Annotated in this window: 13 protein-coding genes; 7 read left to right on the plus strand and 6 right to left on the minus strand. The window is 65.3% G+C overall.

Translation table 11 applies throughout. The features are described from left to right. Positions 1-12 precede the first annotated feature (12 nt). Entirely contained in the window at positions 13-1,503 is a 1,491-nt protein-coding gene (locus ASG25_RS12620) for a PAS domain-containing protein (RefSeq protein ID WP_347360104.1), read from the plus strand. Between the two features lie 46 nt (positions 1,504-1,549). On the opposite strand, the gene ASG25_RS12625 is transcribed toward ASG25_RS12620, so the two are convergent. Beyond that, the gene (locus tag ASG25_RS12625) at positions 1,550-2,341 is read right to left on the minus strand and encodes an aldolase (protein WP_062474015.1); all 792 of its coding nucleotides are present in this window, start codon (positions 2,339-2,341) and stop codon (positions 1,550-1,552) included. A 16-nt stretch (positions 2,342-2,357) separates the two neighbouring features. Then, a complete protein-coding gene (locus tag ASG25_RS12630) occupies positions 2,358-3,062 on the minus strand; it encodes a haloacid dehalogenase type II (RefSeq protein WP_062474017.1) in 705 nt (234 codons plus the stop codon). Positions 3,063-3,149: 87 nt separating this feature from the next. On the opposite strand from ASG25_RS12630, the gene ASG25_RS12635 reads away from it, so the two are divergent. Further along, positions 3,150-4,007 (plus strand): LysR substrate-binding domain-containing protein, encoded by an 858-nt coding sequence (locus ASG25_RS12635; RefSeq protein ID WP_062474582.1) that lies wholly within the window; start codon positions 3,150-3,152, stop codon positions 4,005-4,007. A 54-nt stretch (positions 4,008-4,061) separates the two neighbouring features. Here the strand turns inward: ASG25_RS12635 and ASG25_RS12640 are convergent, their stop codons facing one another. From ASG25_RS12640 to ASG25_RS12650, 3 genes are read right to left on the minus strand one after another with little or no spacing between them, the layout of a single operon-like run. After that, entirely contained in the window at positions 4,062-7,166 is a 3,105-nt protein-coding gene (locus ASG25_RS12640) for an efflux RND transporter permease subunit (RefSeq protein ID WP_062474019.1), read from the minus strand. Beyond that, a complete protein-coding gene (locus ASG25_RS12645; protein ID WP_062474021.1) occupies positions 7,163-8,230 on the minus strand; it encodes an efflux RND transporter periplasmic adaptor subunit in 1,068 nt (355 codons plus the stop codon). The genes ASG25_RS12640 and ASG25_RS12645 overlap by 4 nt, the downstream gene beginning before the upstream one ends. Beyond that, the gene (locus ASG25_RS12650) at positions 8,227-9,312 is read right to left on the minus strand and encodes an efflux RND transporter periplasmic adaptor subunit (protein ID WP_062474583.1); all 1,086 of its coding nucleotides are present in this window, start codon (positions 9,310-9,312) and stop codon (positions 8,227-8,229) included. The genes ASG25_RS12645 and ASG25_RS12650 overlap by 4 nt, the downstream gene beginning before the upstream one ends. Before the next feature lie 114 nt (positions 9,313-9,426). Between ASG25_RS12650 and ASG25_RS12655 the strand changes: the two genes are divergently transcribed. Both ASG25_RS12655 and ASG25_RS12660 read left to right on the plus strand, forming a co-directional pair. Then, positions 9,427-10,080: a TetR/AcrR family transcriptional regulator gene (locus ASG25_RS12655; RefSeq protein ID WP_062474023.1), complete on the plus strand. Its 654-nt coding sequence runs from the start codon at positions 9,427-9,429 to the stop codon at positions 10,078-10,080. A 186-nt stretch (positions 10,081-10,266) separates the two neighbouring features. After that, a complete protein-coding gene (locus tag ASG25_RS12660) occupies positions 10,267-11,913 on the plus strand; it encodes a Na/Pi cotransporter family protein (RefSeq protein ID WP_062474025.1) in 1,647 nt (548 codons plus the stop codon). Positions 11,914-11,918: 5 nt separating this feature from the next. Here ASG25_RS12660 and ASG25_RS12665 read toward each other — a convergent pair whose 3' ends face one another. Beyond that, complete coding sequence (locus tag ASG25_RS12665) at positions 11,919-13,148, minus strand: ROK family transcriptional regulator (protein ID WP_062474027.1); 1,230 nt, start codon at positions 13,146-13,148, stop codon at positions 11,919-11,921. Between the two features lie 222 nt (positions 13,149-13,370). Between ASG25_RS12665 and xylF the strand changes: the two genes are divergently transcribed. From xylF to ASG25_RS12680, 3 genes are all read left to right on the plus strand, one after another. Further along, positions 13,371-14,411: a D-xylose ABC transporter substrate-binding protein gene (xylF, locus tag ASG25_RS12670; RefSeq protein ID WP_062474029.1), complete on the plus strand. Its 1,041-nt coding sequence runs from the start codon at positions 13,371-13,373 to the stop codon at positions 14,409-14,411. A 209-nt stretch (positions 14,412-14,620) separates the two neighbouring features. Further along, a complete protein-coding gene (locus ASG25_RS12675; RefSeq protein WP_062474585.1) occupies positions 14,621-15,934 on the plus strand; it encodes a sugar ABC transporter permease in 1,314 nt (437 codons plus the stop codon). Positions 15,935-16,032: 98 nt separating this feature from the next. Beyond that, positions 16,033-16,788 (plus strand): ATP-binding cassette domain-containing protein, encoded by a 756-nt coding sequence (locus ASG25_RS12680; RefSeq protein WP_062474587.1) that lies wholly within the window; start codon positions 16,033-16,035, stop codon positions 16,786-16,788. Positions 16,789-16,884 lie beyond the last annotated feature (96 nt).

Consider the following 16,884-nt stretch of genomic DNA (forward strand, 5'->3'; position numbering starts at 1 on the left):
AGAGGACAGTCATTGAACGACGTCACAGAGCATCAGCGTATCGAAGCCCAGATTGCCCGCATGGATGTCGGGCATGACCCCTTTGCAGCCGCCGTCCGCGCGACCCGCATGCCCATGCTGATCACGGATCCGTCGAAGCCTGACAATCCGATCGTGTTCGTCAACGACGCGTTTCTTCGCTTCACCGGCTATCGCCGTGACGAGATCATCGACAGGAACTGTCGCTTTCTCCAGGGCCCCGAGACGAACCGCGCGGACATCCAGAAGGTTCGCGATGCGATCGACAACCGGTATCCGATCGAAATCGACGTCGTCAACTACAAGAAGAACGGCGAACCCTTCTGGAACCGCCTTCTGATCTCGCCCGTCTTCGACGAAGAGGGCAAGCTGACCTATTTCTTCGCCTCCCAGCTCGACGTCACCATGGAACGCGACCGCCTCGTGCGGCTGGAGCGCGACCGGGATCTGCTGGAAAGCGAAGTCCAGAAGCGGACGGCGGAACTGAAACGCAACGAGACTCAGCTTCGTTTTGCGATGGAAGCCGGGCATCTCGGCTACTGGACCCTCAATCTCGCGACGATGGATCTCGTCGCGTCGCCCGACTGCAAGGCCAACTTCGGCGTTGCGCCGGACCAGGATTTCTCGGTCGACGATCTGTTGAACGCGGTCCTGCCGGAGGACAAGGCACGGGTCCACGACGCGTTCCGGAACGCCGTGGAAAACCACGAGGAATACGACGTCGAGCACCGCTGCGTGTTTCCGGACGGCCGGCTGCGATGGGTCCATATTCGCGGACTGGTCTACTACGAGCCGGACGGCCATGCCTCGCAGATGTCGGGCCTGTCGATGGACATCACCGACCGCAAGCGGACCGAGGAAGCCCGCGCCATCACCGTGCGCGAGCTCAGCCACCGCATGAAGAACCTGATGACGACGGTCCAGTCCGTGATCAACCAGACGCTTCGCCAGGCGCCGGACAAGGAGGCGGCCGGCAAGGCCATCACCTCGCGCCTCCAGTCGATCGGCGCGGCGCAGGATCTTCTGGTGTCCGGCAACTTTGCCGGGGCGGATCTCGGCCGCATCGTCCGTGCAACGCTCGATCCGTTCTGGGACAGCTACCCCAATCGCATCGACATCGATGGGCCAGACCTGCAGGTGTCGTCCAATCTCGTGCTGACGCTGGCCATGGCGCTGCACGAGCTGGCGACCAATGCCATCAAATACGGGGCGCTCTCCAACCTTGCCGGACGCATCCGGGTGCGCTGGCACGCCATGCCGGACGCACCGCTGAACCGCCTCAAGCTGACATGGGAAGAACGCGACGGCCCTCCCGTGGAACCTCCGACCAGCCGGGGTTTTGGAACCCGCATGATCGAGCGGGTGCTCTCCAACAGCCTCGGCGGCAGTGCAGAACTGCGCTTCGACGTCACGGGCGTGGTCTTCACCATGGAGGCGCCGATCGGCGACGAGGACGAGGACGGCGAGGAAATGCATCCGCGCTGAGGCGGCGTCCGGCAGCTGTCGCGCGCAGTGCCGCAGCCCGCACGTTTCAGCTGTTGTAGTCCGGCGACTGCCGGTCGAGCACCCGGCGCACGCTTTCCAGATGAAGCCTGGCGCTTTCCGGATCCCCCTCCCGCATCTGCCGTGCGGCGATGGTGGCGATTTCCGGCGAGACCGGCAACAGGCGTCGCCCGGTGCTTATCGCCTTCAACTGCACCTCCGCAGCGCGCTCGAGATAATAGAGGTCGTCCCACGCCTCGGCGATGTTCGGGGCGCAAACCATGACGCCGTGGTTCTTCATGAACAGGATGTCCTTGTCGCCCAGAACGGCGGCAATCCGATCGCCTTCCCGCTCGTCCAGCGCGAGCCCGTTATAGGCCTCGTCCACGGCAACGCGGCCGTAGAACTTAAGCGCCGTCTGCCCCGCCCAGACGAGCGGTTCGCCCTCCACCATGCTGAGCGCGGTCGCGTTCGGCATATGCGTGTGAAAAGCGGCACCGACGCGGGGACTTTTCTTGTGCAGCCGGGCGTGGATGTAGAAGGCCGTCGCCTCGGGCACGCCGTCGCCGGCGATCACGTGCCCCTCGAAATCGCAGATGAGCAAAGATGAGGCCGTCGCTTCCTGAAAGGCCCAGCCGAGCCGGTTGACGAGGAAGAGATCGGGATGACCGGGCACCACCGCCGAAAAGTGGTTGCAGATGCCCTCCTCCAGCCCGAGCCGCGCCGCCATCCGCAGGCACGCGGCAAGATCGGCGCGCGCCTGCCAGATTTCGTCCGTCTCGAGCGAGACGTTGCGCAACAAGGCGGGAGCGGTCTTCGGGATCGTCATTTCGTGCGCCATGCGGGGCCTCCAGATCTTACTGCATCCACCCGGCAGCCTGAAGCAGGCCGGGCACGCGATCGAGCGCGGAAACGTGCTCGTCCGGTCGATAATCGGAAGGCGGCTTGCGGCCTGTTCCACGATCGATCCAGATCGTACGAAAGCCCAGATCGCGGGCCGCGACAAGGTCGAGATGCGGACTTGCGCAGATATGCACCAGCGCGTCTGGCGAAATGCCCAGCGTTTTCCAGGCATGTCGGAAAATCTGCGCCGTGGGCTTGTAGGCGCCGGCCTGTTCGGCGGTGATCACCCGGTCGATCGACCCGCCAAGCTGTGCGATGTTTCCAGCAATGATCGCGTCGTCCGTGTTGGAAATGACCGCCAGCTTGAAACCTGCATCCTTCAACTGACGCAGCGTCGCAACCACCTCGGGAAAGGGCGGCATGCGGCCGATCGATCCGGTCAGGATCTCGGCATCGGCAGGGTCGAAGCGCAGGCCGAAGGCCGCCATCGTCTTTTCCAGTGCGAGCGCGCTGACCTCCCGGAAGGACCGGTGCGGCCGCTCTGCTTCGAGCGCATGCTCGTGACCGTCGAACGTCGCAATGAAAGCCGCGGGATCGACCGCCGCAGCGTCTGCCGAGAGGATCTTCTCCATTGCGGCCAACAGTCCCTCGTCCCACTGGATCAGGGTGCCGTAGCAATCGAATGTCAGCCAGTCGGGCCGCTGTCCGGACAATGTCATGGTGAAATCTCCTGTGTGTGGCCATGTTGACAAATCTCGTTGTCATTGGGAAATTAAATGTTCTCATGAACCCTATCGAGAATGCCGATGACCTATCCATTCGACCTCGATCTGCTGCGCACCTTCGTGGCCGTCATCGACAGCGGCGGTTTCACCCGCGCTGCCGAGCGCGTCTGCCTCACGCAGTCCACCGTCAGCCAGCAGATCAAGAAGCTGGAGACCGGTCTCGCCCAGCCGCTCATTCTGCGTGACCGGTCCAGCGGGACGCTGCAGACCACGGAGGCCGGCGAGCTGCTTCTGAGCTATGCCCGGCGGATGCTCGCCACGGCAGAGGAAGCGGCCGAGGTGATGCGCCGTCCTTCAGCGCCACGCACCGTCCGGCTCGGCGTTCCCGAAGACTTCGCGGGACGGCGTCTGATCGATCTTCTGTCCGGGTTTGCCGATGCCTCGCCGCATCTTCGCCTGGACACGACGAGCGGCTGGAGCACCGGGCTCGGACGGCTGCTGGAGGCGGGCGAGATCGACCTGGCGCTCGTCAAGCGCGAGCCCGCCGTCGGCGCCTGTCTCGCGAGCTGGAAGGAAGACCTCGTCTGGATCGGAGCCGAGAACCGGACGATCGATGAGGACGTCGTGCCCCTCGCCGTCTTCCCGGTCGGGTGTATCTACCGGGATCGCGCCATCCGCGCCGTGGAGCGCAGCGGGCGGCGCTGGCGGATCGCCTATACCAGTCAGGGTTTGATGGGCGTGCAGGCCGCCGTGGCCTCCGGCCTCGGCATCAGCCTCGTTCCGGCCAATGCCGTGCTGGCCGACCATCGGCGGCTGACGCGGGCCGACGGCTTCGACCCGCAGCCGGAAGCCGAACTCGCTCTTGTGAAGGGGCGTGCAACACTCGCGCCGGAGGCGCAGGATCTCGCCGGCTACATCGCCCGCAATCTTGCCGTCTGACCAGACAGCCGCGCGGCGGGACGGCGCGGCTGAACGATCGTTGCCGAGCCTTGTTCAGCCCTGGGGCTGAAGGTCGGGCTCGGATGTGGAGGGCACGCTTGCCCCAGCGTCCGCGTCGGGCTTCTCCTCATGGATGCGGAACCAGGCCACGTAGAGCGCTGGCAGGAAGAGCAAGGTCAGGACCGTGCCCACGACGATGCCGCCGATCATGGCATAGGCCATCGGACCCCAGAAGATCTCGCGGGCGATCGGGATGAGCGCAAGGCTGGCCGCGGCGGCCGTCAGCATGATCGGCCGCATGCGATGTTCGGTGGCCTCCACCACCGCACGCCAGGGCGCGACCCCATCGCGACGCAGCGTCTCGATCTGGTCGATCAGGATCACCGAATTGCGGATCAGGATGCCGATCAGCGCGAGGATGCCGAGGATGGCCACGAAGCCCATCGGTGCGCCACTGGGCAGCAAGGCGGCGACGACGCCGATGATGGCGAGCGGGGCGACCGCGAAGACCAGGAAGAGCCGGCTGAAGCTCTGCAGCTGGATCATCAGGATGGTCGCCATGACGAACAGCATCAGCGGCACGACGGCGGCGATCGGTCCCTGCGCCTTGCCGCTTTCCTCGACGGCACCGGCAACCGCAACCGCATAGCCGGGCGGTAGCGTGGCTTCGAACGTCTTCACCGCCGGAGCTAGCTCGGCCACGGCCGTGGCCGGCTGAACCTTGTCGATCATGCCGGCCCGCACGGTGACCGTGGGGATGCGCGAGCGGGTCCAGATCAGCGGCTGTTCGACGTCGTAGCGGAAGGTGGCCACGGCTGCGAGCGGAACGGACCGGCCGTCGCCGACCGGAAGCTGCAGGTCCCGCAGCGTTTCGATCGAGCTGCGTTCCGCCTCCACGGCACGTCCGACGATGTTGACGAGATAGATGTCGTCGCGCACCTGCGTGGCCGTCGTGCCGCCGACGATGCCGTTGATGGTCGTGGCAATCGCCTGCGACGTGATGCCGAGCTGGCGGGCCTTGTCCTGCTGGACATCGATCTTGACCACGCGGGCGGGCTCGTTCCAGTCATAGGCGACGTCGCCGAGATGCTTGTTGCCGCCGACGATGTTGCCGAGATCGAGCGCCAGTTGCCGCACCGTCTGGATATCCGGTCCGCTGACGCGATAGGCGACGGGACGTCCGACCGGCGGGCCGATGTCGAGCAGCTTCACATAGGCATCCGTGCCGATGAAGGTCTTCTTGAGGTAGGCCTCGAGATCACCCTTCAGCCGATCGCGTGCCTCGATGCTCTTGCTGACGATGATCGTCTGTCCGAAGGCCGGGCTGTTCGGCTGCACGTCGAACGACAGAACGAAGCGGACCGCGCCCTGCCCGACATAGCTCGACCAGTGCTCGACATCCGGATTGCCTTTCAGCTTCTCGTTCTCGAACTGGGCGATCTGGCGCTGCGTCTCGCGGATCGAGGCGCTCTGCGGCAGGTTCCAGTCGATGATCAGCTCGTTGCGGTCCGACGAGGGAAAGAACTGCTGCTGCACGAACTGCATGCCGAACACCGAGCCTGCAAACACCATCAGCGTGACGGCGATCGTCACCCAGCGGAACCGCATGCAGGTGAGGAGAAGCCGCGAGAAGATGCGGGCGACGATACCCTTGGAGCCGTGATGCTGCTTCATCGTCTTCGGCAGCATCAGAACGCCGAGAAGCGGGGTGAACAGCACGGCGACGATCCAGGAGAGAATCAGCGACGCGGCGATGACGATGAACAGCGTGAAGGTGAACTCACCGGCCGCACTGTTGTTGAGACCGACCGGAATGAAGCCCGCGACGGTGACCAGCGTGCCGGTCAGCATCGGAAAGGCCGTCGAGGTGTAGACATAGGTCGCGGCCTTGCGCAGGTCATCGCCCGCCTCGAGCCGCGCCACCATCATCTCCACCGCGATCATCGCGTCGTCCACGAGCAGGCCGAGCGCGATGATGAGCGCGCCGAGCGAGATGCGCTGCAGGGATATCCCGAGATACTCCATGATGACGAAGGTCATCGCCAGAACGAGCGGGATCGCCACCGCCACCACCAACCCGGCCCTGAGGCCGAGGCTGACGAAGGAAACCGCGAGCACGATGGCGATGGCCTCGAACAGCGCGCGCGTAAAGCCCGTCACCGCCTCGTCGACGATCTTCGGCTGGTCGGACACCAGATGCGCATCGATGCCGACCGGCAGCTTCTGCTCGATCGTGTCCATGCGTTCGGTGAGCGCCTCGCCGAAGGCGAGAAGATTGGCGCCCTGCTTCATGTTGACGGCCAGGGCGATCGCCGGCTCGCCGTTGTAACGGAAGATCGTGCTTGGCGGATCGGCATAGCCGCGGCGGATCGACGCCACGTCGCTCAGCCGGAAGAACTGGTCGTTGACGCGCAGGTTGAGGTTGCGCAGGCTCTCTTCGGAGGAAAACTGGCCGGACACGCGAACGCTGATGCGTTCGGGACTGTCCTGCATGACGCCGGAGGGCGCCACCGCATTCTGCGCCTGCAGCGTGTCCACCACGCTCTGCTGGTCGAGCCCGAGGGCGGCCAGCTGGCGCGACGAAAATTCGAGGAAGATCACCTCGTCCTGCGCCCCGATGATATCCACCTTGCCGGCGTTGGGGACGGTCAGAACCTCGGCCCTCACGGCCTCCACGGTGTCGCGAAGCTCGCGCTGCGAGAAGCCGTCCGAGGTGAAGGCGTAGATATTGCCGTAGACGTCGCCGAAGCTGTCGTTGAAGAACGGTCCCTGCACGCCCGAGGGGAAGGAACTTTTGATGTCGCTGACGAGATTGCGCACCCGCACCCAGGTCGGCGCGACCTGGGCCGCCGGGGTGGTTTCGCGCAGATAGACGAAAACGGTCGTCTGCCCGGCCACGGTCTGGCTCTTCGTATAATCGAGCTGCGGCAACTCCTCGAGCTTCTTCTCGATGCGCTCCGTGACCTGCTTGATCGTGTCCTCCACCGTGGCGCCGGGCCACTGGGCGGTGATGATCATGGTCTTGATGGTGAAGGACGGATCCTCCTCGCGCCCGAGGTTGAGGTAGGACAAGAAGCCGGCGATCGAGAAGACCAGCATGAAATACCAGAGAAGCGAGCGGTGCCCCAGCCCCCAGTCCGACAGGTTGAACGGCGTCATTTCAAGTCTCCGGAAATGCGGATTTTCTGCCCGTCGGTCAGGCTATTGACCCCGGCGACGACGACACGGTCGCCGCGCTTGAGGCCGGAAGAGATGGATACGCGATCACCACGGGTGTCCCGGGTCGCCACCTCGCGCATCGCAACAGCCTCCGTGCCTTCCGGAATGATCCAGACGAAGGTCTTGCCGTCGCGCGTGACGAGGGCGGTTGCCGGCAGCAGCAGCTCGGACGGGCGTGTATCCGGCAAGGTGACGGAGATGACGGAGCCGAGACGGAAGGCGGCGGGCGCGGCCTGCAGCGCGATGCGGATGCGTTGCGAACGGGTGACGGGGTCGGCTGAGGGCTCGATCCGGCGGACGCGACCCTTGACCACCGTCGTCGGGTCGGACTGGAGAACCACGAGGAACGGGTCGCCGATCTTGACGCCGGACGCTGCCGAAGAGGGAAGATCGACCACCGCATCGCGAAGATCCGGCCGCGCGACGGTCACGACGGTCTGTCCGGCAGCCACCACCTGGCCCGGCTCCGCAGCCGTGCTGGTGACGACGCCGGTGTAGTCGGCGGCGATCTTCGCGTAGCTCAGCCGCTCCTGCGCCTTGGCGAGATTGGCCCGCGCCCGCACTTCGGCAGATTGCGCCGCCTGTGCCGCCTGCACCGCATCCTCGACAGCCGCCTGGGAGACGACCGTCTTGGCGAAGAGGCCTTTCTGGCGCTGCTCCACCACGCGGGCATTGTTGCTGGAGGCCTGCGCGCTGACGAGCGATGCCTGCGCGGCCGCCACGTCCTGCTCCAGCGCCGTGGATTCCAGCACGGCCAGCAGCGTGCCCCGTTCCACGGGATCGCCGACCTGGACATTGCGGGAGACCATGCGCCCGAGGATCTGAAAGCTGTAGTTCGTGACGATCTGCGGCTCGACCGTGCCGGCAAAGGACAGGGGTGCGGAATTCGTCTCCTCCAGCACCAGCGACTTGACCGGCCGCGGCGGCGGAGGCGCCGTCTCCCCGTCGTCCGAGCAGGACGCCAGCATGAAAGCGAGCGGCAGGAGAATGAGAGCGGGCTTCATGGGGTGTTCCCCTCGGCAGGCAGCACGGTCTGCCCTTCGCGGAGCAGTTTGGTGCCGTCGACGACGACCTGCTCGCCGGCCTTCAGGCCCGTGGCGACAATGATGGCATCGGTCTGGTAGTCGGCAACCGTCACCGGGCGGAGCGACACGGTGGTCTTGGCGGGATCGAGGATCCAAACGGCAGGCTTTCCGCCGGACGCGGCAAGCGCACTCGGCGGCAGGGTGAAGGCCGGTGGACCTGCGAGCGAGACCGTCCCTCGCACCACCGAGGCGAGCGTCATGGCGGCCGGCGGCTGTTCGAGCCCGACCTTGACGCGGACCGTGCCGGTCTGCCGGTCGACCGTCGGCGCGATTTCACGCACAGGTCCGCGCGCGACGACCGAAGGGTCGGACGCAAGGCTCACGGTCACCTCCGGCGGCTCGCCGCTGCGCAGCAGGGACTCGTAGATGTCGAAGACGGCATCGCGCGGCCCATCCACCGCAACCGAGAAGACGGCTTGTGCCGCCTGAACGGTCTCGCCGACATCGGCGTTCCGCGCGGTCACGACCCCGTCGGCACCGGCCGTCAGCCGCGTGTAGGACAAGGTCTCCTCGGCATTGCTCAGCGCCGATTCGGCGGATTCGAGCGAAGCTTTGGCCACCTTCAGATTCTCTTCCGCGAGATCATACGTGGTCTGCGCCGTCGAGTTGGCGCGCAGCAGGGTTTGCTGCCGCGCAAAGGCCGCGTTGGCATGCGACAGATCGGCATTGGCGGAAGCGAGCGTCGCGCGGGCGGACACGAGATCCGCCTGCTGCACCTCGTCGTCCATCCGGGCGAGCAACTGTCCCTTGCGCACCGCGTCGCCGACATCGACCAGGCGTTCGATGATGCGGCCGCTGGTGCGGAAAGACAGGTTGGTCTCCGTCCTCGCTGCGATGGAACCGGTCAGGCTGATGACCGTCTGCGACGGTTTGGGGGCGACCGTCTCGACGCGGACGCGCGGCACCGGCTTCGGCGGCGGCGCCTCCTCGTCGGAGCAGGCTGCCAGAAAGGACACCGCCAGGGTCGCAACGAGCGCCAGGCGGGCGTGGGGGAATGTCATGATCGGATCCATGTTGCCATTCGGTCCGGAGGGAGACCTCTCGGACTTGACGGGAAACCCTTCAGTTTCCTATTGATAGAAAACGCATCGGTTTCCGAAAGTCAAGACGACCACATGAGCACATGCGCAGACAGTTGCAAGAAAAGGCCCGGCCGCCCTGCCGCGATCAGCGAAGCGCGCCGCCGCGACCTCATTCTCGACGCAGCCGAGCAGTGTTTCGTCTCACAGGGCTATCGCTCGACGCAGATGGACGACGTGGTCAAGGCCTGCGGGATGTCAAAGAAGACGGTCTATCGCAGCTTCGGGACGAAGGAGAACCTGTTCGTCGCCCTGATCGACCGCGTCATGCAAGCCGACATCAAACTGGACATGCCGGACGAAAAACAGGCGGCCGACGTAGTCGTCGCCGATATTCTGTCTCGCCTTTCGGCCTTCGTGCTCTCGGATCGCCAGGTCAACATCACCCGGCTCGTCATCTCGGAAAGCGCCCATGCACCGGAGCTGGCCGCGGCCTTCCATGACAATGGGCTGCGCTGCTGCAAGGAAAAGCTTACCGATATCCTTGCGCACCTGCAGACGACCGGCCGGCTGAAGGGCGATCGTCCGGCAGAACTCGCCAGCCTGCTCGTCGGCGCCATCATCGGCGAATCGCTGGTGACCGCCCTCATCCGACGGCCGATACCGATGACCGATCGGGAGCGCGAGAGCCGCATCGAGCACCTGATCCAGATCGTCCGTCCCGCCCTGATGCCGCCCCGGGCCTCCTGAGGTCCGCAAAACCGCATTCTCCGCCTGCAAGCGGGGATAACGACGGCCGGCGTCGCAGGCGCCCGTGAAAACAGGCCGGCAAACTGCTACTTTCGGCGGTATCGTTGCCCCTCCTCGTCCCGCACCCTATGCTCCGACATGTCTGCAGGCGAAGCCCCCTCTGCACGACTGCCGGAACGAAGCCTGATGCAATCCACCATCGTCATGATCAATCTGTTCGGCGCGATCGCGCTCCTCCTCTTCGGCCTGTCGCTGGTGAAGGACGGCGTGTCGCGGGCCTTCGGCGCACGACTGCGCACGGGGCTTGCGACCGGGACCAAGCATGGTTGGCGGGCGTTTCTCTCCGGCTTCGTCGCGACCGTCGCCCTGCAGAGCTCGACGGCGACGGCCCTCATGGTCTCGTCCTTCGTGGAACGCCGCATGGTCAAGCAGCGGCTGGCGCAGATCGTGCTTCTCGGCGCCAATATCGGCACGGCGGTCACGGCCTGGATCGTCTCGACCGGCATCGAGTGGCTTTCGCCACTGCTGATTCTCGCGGGAACCGTTCTCTATCGCGGCAAGCACAGCGGACGCCAGGGCGGCGGCACCGCGCTGATCGGCATCGGTCTGATGCTCCTGTCGCTGCATCTGCTCGGCCTGGCCACCGAGCCCATGCGCAACTCCCCCGCGCTGGCCGCCTTCATCGCGCTTCTCGACGGCGCGTGGCTGGTTGCGCTCGTCTTCAGCGCCGTGCTCGCTTTCGTCTCGTCCTCGAGCCTCGCGATCGTCGTTCTCATCCTCTCGCTTGCCTCGACCGGCATTCTCTCCCCCGGCCTCATTGTCGTGCTCGTGCTCGGCGCCAATCTCGGTGGCGCCATTCCGCCTTTCGTCGCGACGTTGAGCGGGCCTCCGGCCGCGCGCCGGGTGACGCTCGGAAACCTCATCGTGCGCACCTGCGGCTGCCTCGTCGCCCTGCCGCTTGCAGGTTTCGGCGCGGATCTTCTTCGACGCTTGCCGCTGCCGCCGGAGAAACTTCCGGTCGACGCCCATCTCATCTTCAACATCCTGCTGGCCGCTGCCGCCTGGCCCTTCGCCCGGCGCCTCTCGATCCTGATGATGCGCATCGTTCCGGACCAACCCGAGCGGGAAAATGCACCGAAGTTTCTCGACAACCATGAATTGTCCACACCCGTCGTCGCGCTGACCAGCGCCACGCGCGAGGTGCTCGGGGTCGGCGACCTGATCGAACGCATGCTCATTCTCGCGTCGGACGCGTTCCGCACAAACGACATCACGCCGCTCCGCCAGATCCCGGCTTTGGAGCACAGCGTCGACAGCCTCCAGCAGGAGGTGAAAATCTATCTGTCGAAACTCGGCCGGAAAGGGCTGGACGATGAGAACGGCCGACGCTCGATCGTCATCATCGACTATGCGATCAACCTCGAACATGTCGGCGACATCATCGAAAAGGGCCTTCTGGACCAGGTGACGAAGAAGATCACGCTCGGCCTCAACTTCTCCGATGCCGGCTTCCAGGAACTGAAGACGCTGTTCGACCTGACGATCGACAATCTGCGCATCGCGCAGACGATCTTCGTCACCCGCGATCTCGACCTCGCCCGCCAGTTGATGGAGGTGAAGGTGGAGGTGCGCAATCTCGAGAAGCAGTCTGCGGAGCGGCACTTCCAGCGCCTGCGCGACGGCCATGCCGACAGCCTGCAGACCAGCTCGCTGCATCTCGACATGCTGCGCGATCTCAAGCGCATCAACGCCCACATCGTCTCCGTCGCCCATCCGATCATGGATGCGAGTGGTCTTTTGCGCGAAAGCCGGCTGAAGACGCTCGGCGTCTGACCGCCTCAGGCGGAGCGCTTTTCGGAGGGTGAGAGCCGCGCTTCGGCAATCGCCTGGTCGATGCCGGTCAAGGCGCGGCCAAGATGCCCCTCGAAGACGAGGCGCTGCTCGTCCGGATGCACGGTGATCTCGGGCCGTCCCTTCAGCCGGACCTCGTGCGAGGCCGACAGCCCCTCCTCGATCCCCGGCGCCAGGAGATCGAAATAGCGCGTTCCCGGCCCGGTGAACACGACCGGCAGGCGATCGTGAAAACTCATCAGGCGCGACAGTCCGTTCCCGAGCGCAAGTCCCGCCTGGCGGAAGGCGTAACCGGCCATCCGGTTGCCCGCCCGTGCCGTCTGCGCGATCTTGTCCATTTCGGGCAAGGGAACGAATTTCGCCGGGATCGTGTCGGCCGGAACCTGGAAGGCCGTGCGCAGGATGCCGTAGAAGCCGGCGGTTGCCTCGATGCACCCCTGCCCGCCGCAGCGGCAGAGACCGCCGCCGGGCGCATGAAGCATGTGCCCGAAATTGGGCGCGCTCGCCTCCACCTCGTCGTGCCGGCGCAGCCGCGCGATGCCGAGCCCGATGCTGTGGCCGAGCGAAACGACGGCCAGGGCATGCCCCTCCGGATAGCTTTTCGCCGCGAGGCCGAGCGCCTGGGCAACGAGAAGCGTCTCGTTGCTGAGGGTCACCACGGCGCGCCAATCCGGAGACAGCAGCGCCGCAAAATCGATTTCCTGACCGCCGAGGAGCGGCGACCAGAGGAGGCGGTGCCCATCGGCATCGACCGTTCCCTTGCTGCTGATCGAGATCGCCATCACGGCATCGCGCGCAAGCTGCGAACGCTCCACCAGCCGGCGCAGCGCTTCGCGAAACTGCAGCGCGAACTGCGAGGAAGCCTGCGCATCGTGACGTCGCGTCTCGTCGAACCGATCGATCAGCCGCCCGGCATAGTCGACCAGCGAATACTGGACGGCGTCCGAGGAAATCTGCGCGGTGACGAGATAGCCGCAGGCGCGCCGCTGCGAGAAAAGAACGCGCGGACGTCCCCGCCCCGCCCCCGGCTGCTGCTCGCTGCGTTCGAGAACGCCGGTCTTTTCGAGCTCCATGGTGATGGCCGAGACGGTGGCCGAGGACAGGCCCGTCCGCTCGGCGAGGTCGGTGTGCGACTGCGGTCCATGGCGGCGCAGCGCAGAGAGAACAAGCAGGATATTCTGCTGTCGCATCTGCTCTGAGCCGGCCTTGTTGAGCATGCGAAGCCTGATCTTCCCTGGGTCACGACGGCGCAGAGCCGTGCCGAAACGGCGTCGAAATCCTTAGCATGAGGACGTGTTGACAGCCTCAAATTTCTCTGACATCTATTTTCTCGACTGTCGAGAAAAAACTCTCAGGAGGAGAGATCGGCAGGTTTTGGGGCTGGGCGGGGGTCGTGCGGGAGGTTCGCGCGAACGGTCAGCCGCGTTTGGGAGGTTTTGATGAAATCCGTTCTGAAACTCATGGCTGGCGTTGCCGTCATCGTATCCCTGCACTCGGCCGTCCAGGCCAAGGACCTCGTCGTCGGCGTGTCCTGGTCGAACTTCCAGGAAGAGCGCTGGAAGACGGACGAGGCAGCCATCAAGGCCGCGCTCGAAGCATCGGGCGACAAGTACATCTCGGCCGACGCCCAGTCGTCCGCCGCCAAGCAGCTGACGGATGTGGAATCGCTGATCTCGCAGGGCGCCAATGCGCTGATCGTGCTCGCCCAGGATTCCGAGGCCATCGGCCCGGCCATCGAAAAGGCAGCTGCGGAAGGCATTCCGGTCGTCGGCTACGACCGTCTGATCGAAAATCCTGCGGCCTTCTACATCACCTTCGACAACAAGGAAGTCGGCCGCATGCAGGCCCGCGAAGTGTTCAAGGCCAAGCCGGAAGGCAATTACGTCTTCATCAAGGGCTCCTCGTCCGACCCGAACGCGGATTTCCTCTTCTCCGGTCAGATGGAAGTGCTGAAGGAAGCGATCGACGCCGGTAAGATCAAGAATGTTGGCGAAGCCTACACCGACGGCTGGAAGCCGGAACTGGCCCAGAAGAACATGGAGCAGTTCTTGACTGCGGCCGACAACAAGGTCGACGCCGTGGTTGCCTCCAATGACGGCACGGCTGGCGGGGCGATCGCCGCGCTCGACGCACAGGGGCTCGCCGGCTCCGTTCCGGTCTCGGGCCAGGATGCCGACAAGGCAGCGCTCAACCGGGTGGCGCTCGGCACGCAGACCGTATCGGTCTGGAAGGACAGCCGCGTCCTCGGCAAGCGCGCCGCGGAAATCGCGGTCGAACTCGCCAACGGCAAGAAGATGGACGAGATCGCCGATGTCCAGACCTTCGAAGGTGGCCCGAAGAAGGTCGCGATGAAGTCGGTCTTCCTGTCGCCGATGCCGATCACCAAGGACAACCTGAACGCCGTGATCGACGCCAAGTGGATCAGCAAGGAAGAAGCCTGCCAGGGCGTGAAGGCCGGTTCGGTCGCAGCCTGCAAGTAATGGTCGACTGACGTGAAACGGGGCGGACGGGGCATGGAGCGTGCCGCGTCCGCCCCGATCGCGCACGGCGGGGAGCCGCGCGAGCGAGAGGCTCGAAGACGGCGGGAACACGGCTTGTACACAGGCCGGGATCCGCGCGAGACAGCCGGCCATACGCGCGGCAAGAGACAGGCACGCCTGCCCGGCGCATGAGGGAGAACGACGAGGCCATGGCCGAAACCACCAACACCATTCCATTCAACACGGCGCGCGCGACGACCGAGAACCCGGTCCGCCGCTTTTTCCGCGCCACCGAGATCGATACGCGCCTGCTCGGCATGATCGGCGCTCTGCTGATCATCTGGATCGGCTTTCACCTGCTGACGGGCGGCCTGTTCCTGACCCCGCGCAACCTCTGGAATCTGACGGTGCAGACCTCCTCCGTCGCCGTGATGGCGACCGGGATGGTGCTGATCATCGTCACGCGCAACATCGACCTGTCCGTCGGCTCGGTGCTTGGTTTCTGCGGGATGGTCATGGGGGTCCTCCAGGCGCAGATCCTGCCGCAATATCTCGGCCTCGACAGCTCGCTCACCTGGATCGTGACCCTGGCCTGCGGCGTGGTCGTCGGGGGGCTCATCGGCGCGCTCCACGGCGTTATCATCGCCTTTCTCGGCGTGCCGTCCTTCATCGTCACGCTGGGCGGCCTGCTCGTCTGGCGCGGCGCGACTTGGTTCGTGACCTCGGGACAGACGGTCGCTCCGATGAACGCCACCTTCCGCCTCATGGGTGGCGGCACGGAAGGCTCCATCGGCGCCACCGCCAGCTGGGTCGTCGGGCTGATTGCCTGCCTGGCGATCGTCGGAGCCATCCTCAACGCCCGCAAGCAGCGCAAGCGCTTCGGTTTCCCGCGTCGCCCGGTCTGGGCCGAATATGTCCTCGCAACCCTCTCCTGCGCCATCGTCATCGCAGCGGTCTTCGTCGCCAACAGCTATTACTGGCCCGTCAACATCGCGACGCGCTATGCCGAGGCCAACGCCATTCCCGTGCCTGAGGGCGGGTTGAAGATCTCGCACGGCATTGCCGTTCCCGTCCTCATCGCCATCGCCGTCGGGATCGTGATGACCTTCATCTCCACCCGCCTGCGGTTCGGCCGCTATGTCTTTGCCATCGGCGGAAACCAGGAAGCGGCAGAGCTCGCGGGCATTAAGACTCGCTGGGTCACGGTGCGCATCTTCGCGCTGATGGGCATCCTCTGCGCCATCGCCGCCGCCATCTCCACCGCCCGCCTCAACGCCGCCACCAATGCCCAGGGCGAACTCGACGAACTCTACACGATCGCCGCGGCGGTTATCGGGGGAACGTCCCTCGCCGGCGGCGTCGGCACCATCGCCGGCGCCATGCTGGGCGCCTTCGTCATGCAGTCCCTGCAGTCGGGCATGGTGCTTCTCGGCATCGACAGCCCGCTCCAGCGCATCGTCGTTGGCTTCGTGCTGGTCGTCGCCGTCTGGCTCGACACCGTCTATCGCGCGCGCGCCAAGTAAGGAGGCCGATCATGCCCACGACAACACCCCCAGGCTTCCCTGCCGCCGCCGCCGGTGCACACACGCCGACGACGCCGACCGGCACCCCGCTGGTCGAGATGAAGAATGTCTCGATCTCCTTCGGCGGCATCCACGCCGTGGACAATGCGTCGATCGACCTCTACCCCGGCGAAGTGGTGGCGCTTCTCGGCCACAACGGGGCCGGCAAATCGACGCTGATCAAGATCCTGTCCGGCGCCTACAAGCGGGATGGCGGCGAGATCCTGATCAACGGCCAGCCTGCCGACATCTCCAACCCGCGAGACGCCAAGAAATACGGCATCGAAACGATCTACCAGACGCTCGCCGTCGCCGACAACGTGGATGCCGCCGCGAACCTCTACCTCGGGCGCGAACTGCGCACCCCGTGGGGCACGCTCGATGACGTGGCGATGGAGGCGAAGGCCCGCGAGGTGATGGGACGGCTGAACCCGAACTTCCGCCGTTTCAAGGAGCCCGTGAAGGCGCTCTCGGGCGGGCAGCGGCAATCCGTGGCGATCGCGCGTGCGATCCTGTTCGATGCGCGCATCCTCATCATGGACGAGCCGACCGCGGCCCTCGGACCGCAGGAGACCGCGCAGGTTGGCGACCTTATCCGCCAGCTGAAACGCGAAGGCATCGGCATTTTCCTGATCAGCCACGATATTCACGACGTCTTCGATCTCGCGGATCGGGTGTCCGTCATGAAGAATGGTCAGGTCGTCGGCCATGCCCGCACGGAGGATGTGACCAAGGACGAGGTGCTCGGCATGATCATTCTCGGCAAGGTTCCGCCGAAAGCGATCCCGGGACCGGGCGCCATGCAGACGGCCTGAGCCTCACCCGGCACCATCCAGCATCCGCGCGCCGGGCATTTTCGCAATGTCCGGCGCATCGGTTCGGGAACCTTGTCGGCGAGCGCGCCTTTGCTT

The organism is Rhizobium sp. Leaf384 (assembly GCF_001424065.1).
In the GTDB taxonomy this organism is placed as follows: Bacteria; Pseudomonadota; Alphaproteobacteria; order Rhizobiales; family Rhizobiaceae; genus Ferranicluibacter.

What these genes read in the sequence shown, in the direction of transcription:
- ASG25_RS12625 (WP_062474015.1), bottom strand. Translation starts at nt 2,341, where the DNA reads ATGGCGCACGAAATGACGATCCCGAAGACCGCTCCCGCCTTGTTGCGC.
- ASG25_RS12630 (WP_062474017.1), bottom strand. Translation starts at nt 3,062, where the DNA reads ATGACATTGTCCGGACAGCGGCCCGACTGGCTGACATTCGATTGCTAC.
- ASG25_RS12635 (WP_062474582.1), top strand. Translation starts at nt 3,150, where the DNA reads ATGACCTATCCATTCGACCTCGATCTGCTGCGCACCTTCGTGGCCGTC.
- ASG25_RS12640 (WP_062474019.1), bottom strand. Translation starts at nt 7,166, where the DNA reads ATGACGCCGTTCAACCTGTCGGACTGGGGGCTGGGGCACCGCTCGCTT.
- ASG25_RS12645 (WP_062474021.1), bottom strand. Translation starts at nt 8,230, where the DNA reads ATGAAGCCCGCTCTCATTCTCCTGCCGCTCGCTTTCATGCTGGCGTCC.
- ASG25_RS12650 (WP_062474583.1), bottom strand. Translation starts at nt 9,312, where the DNA reads ATGACATTCCCCCACGCCCGCCTGGCGCTCGTTGCGACCCTGGCGGTG.
- ASG25_RS12655 (WP_062474023.1), top strand. Translation starts at nt 9,427, where the DNA reads ATGAGCACATGCGCAGACAGTTGCAAGAAAAGGCCCGGCCGCCCTGCC.
- ASG25_RS12660 (WP_062474025.1), top strand. Translation starts at nt 10,267, where the DNA reads ATGCAATCCACCATCGTCATGATCAATCTGTTCGGCGCGATCGCGCTC.
- ASG25_RS12665 (WP_062474027.1), bottom strand. Translation starts at nt 13,148, where the DNA reads ATGCTCAACAAGGCCGGCTCAGAGCAGATGCGACAGCAGAATATCCTG.
- xylF (WP_062474029.1), top strand. Translation starts at nt 13,371, where the DNA reads ATGAAATCCGTTCTGAAACTCATGGCTGGCGTTGCCGTCATCGTATCC.
- ASG25_RS12675 (WP_062474585.1), top strand. Translation starts at nt 14,621, where the DNA reads ATGGCCGAAACCACCAACACCATTCCATTCAACACGGCGCGCGCGACG.
- ASG25_RS12680 (WP_062474587.1), top strand. Translation starts at nt 16,033, where the DNA reads ATGAAGAATGTCTCGATCTCCTTCGGCGGCATCCACGCCGTGGACAAT.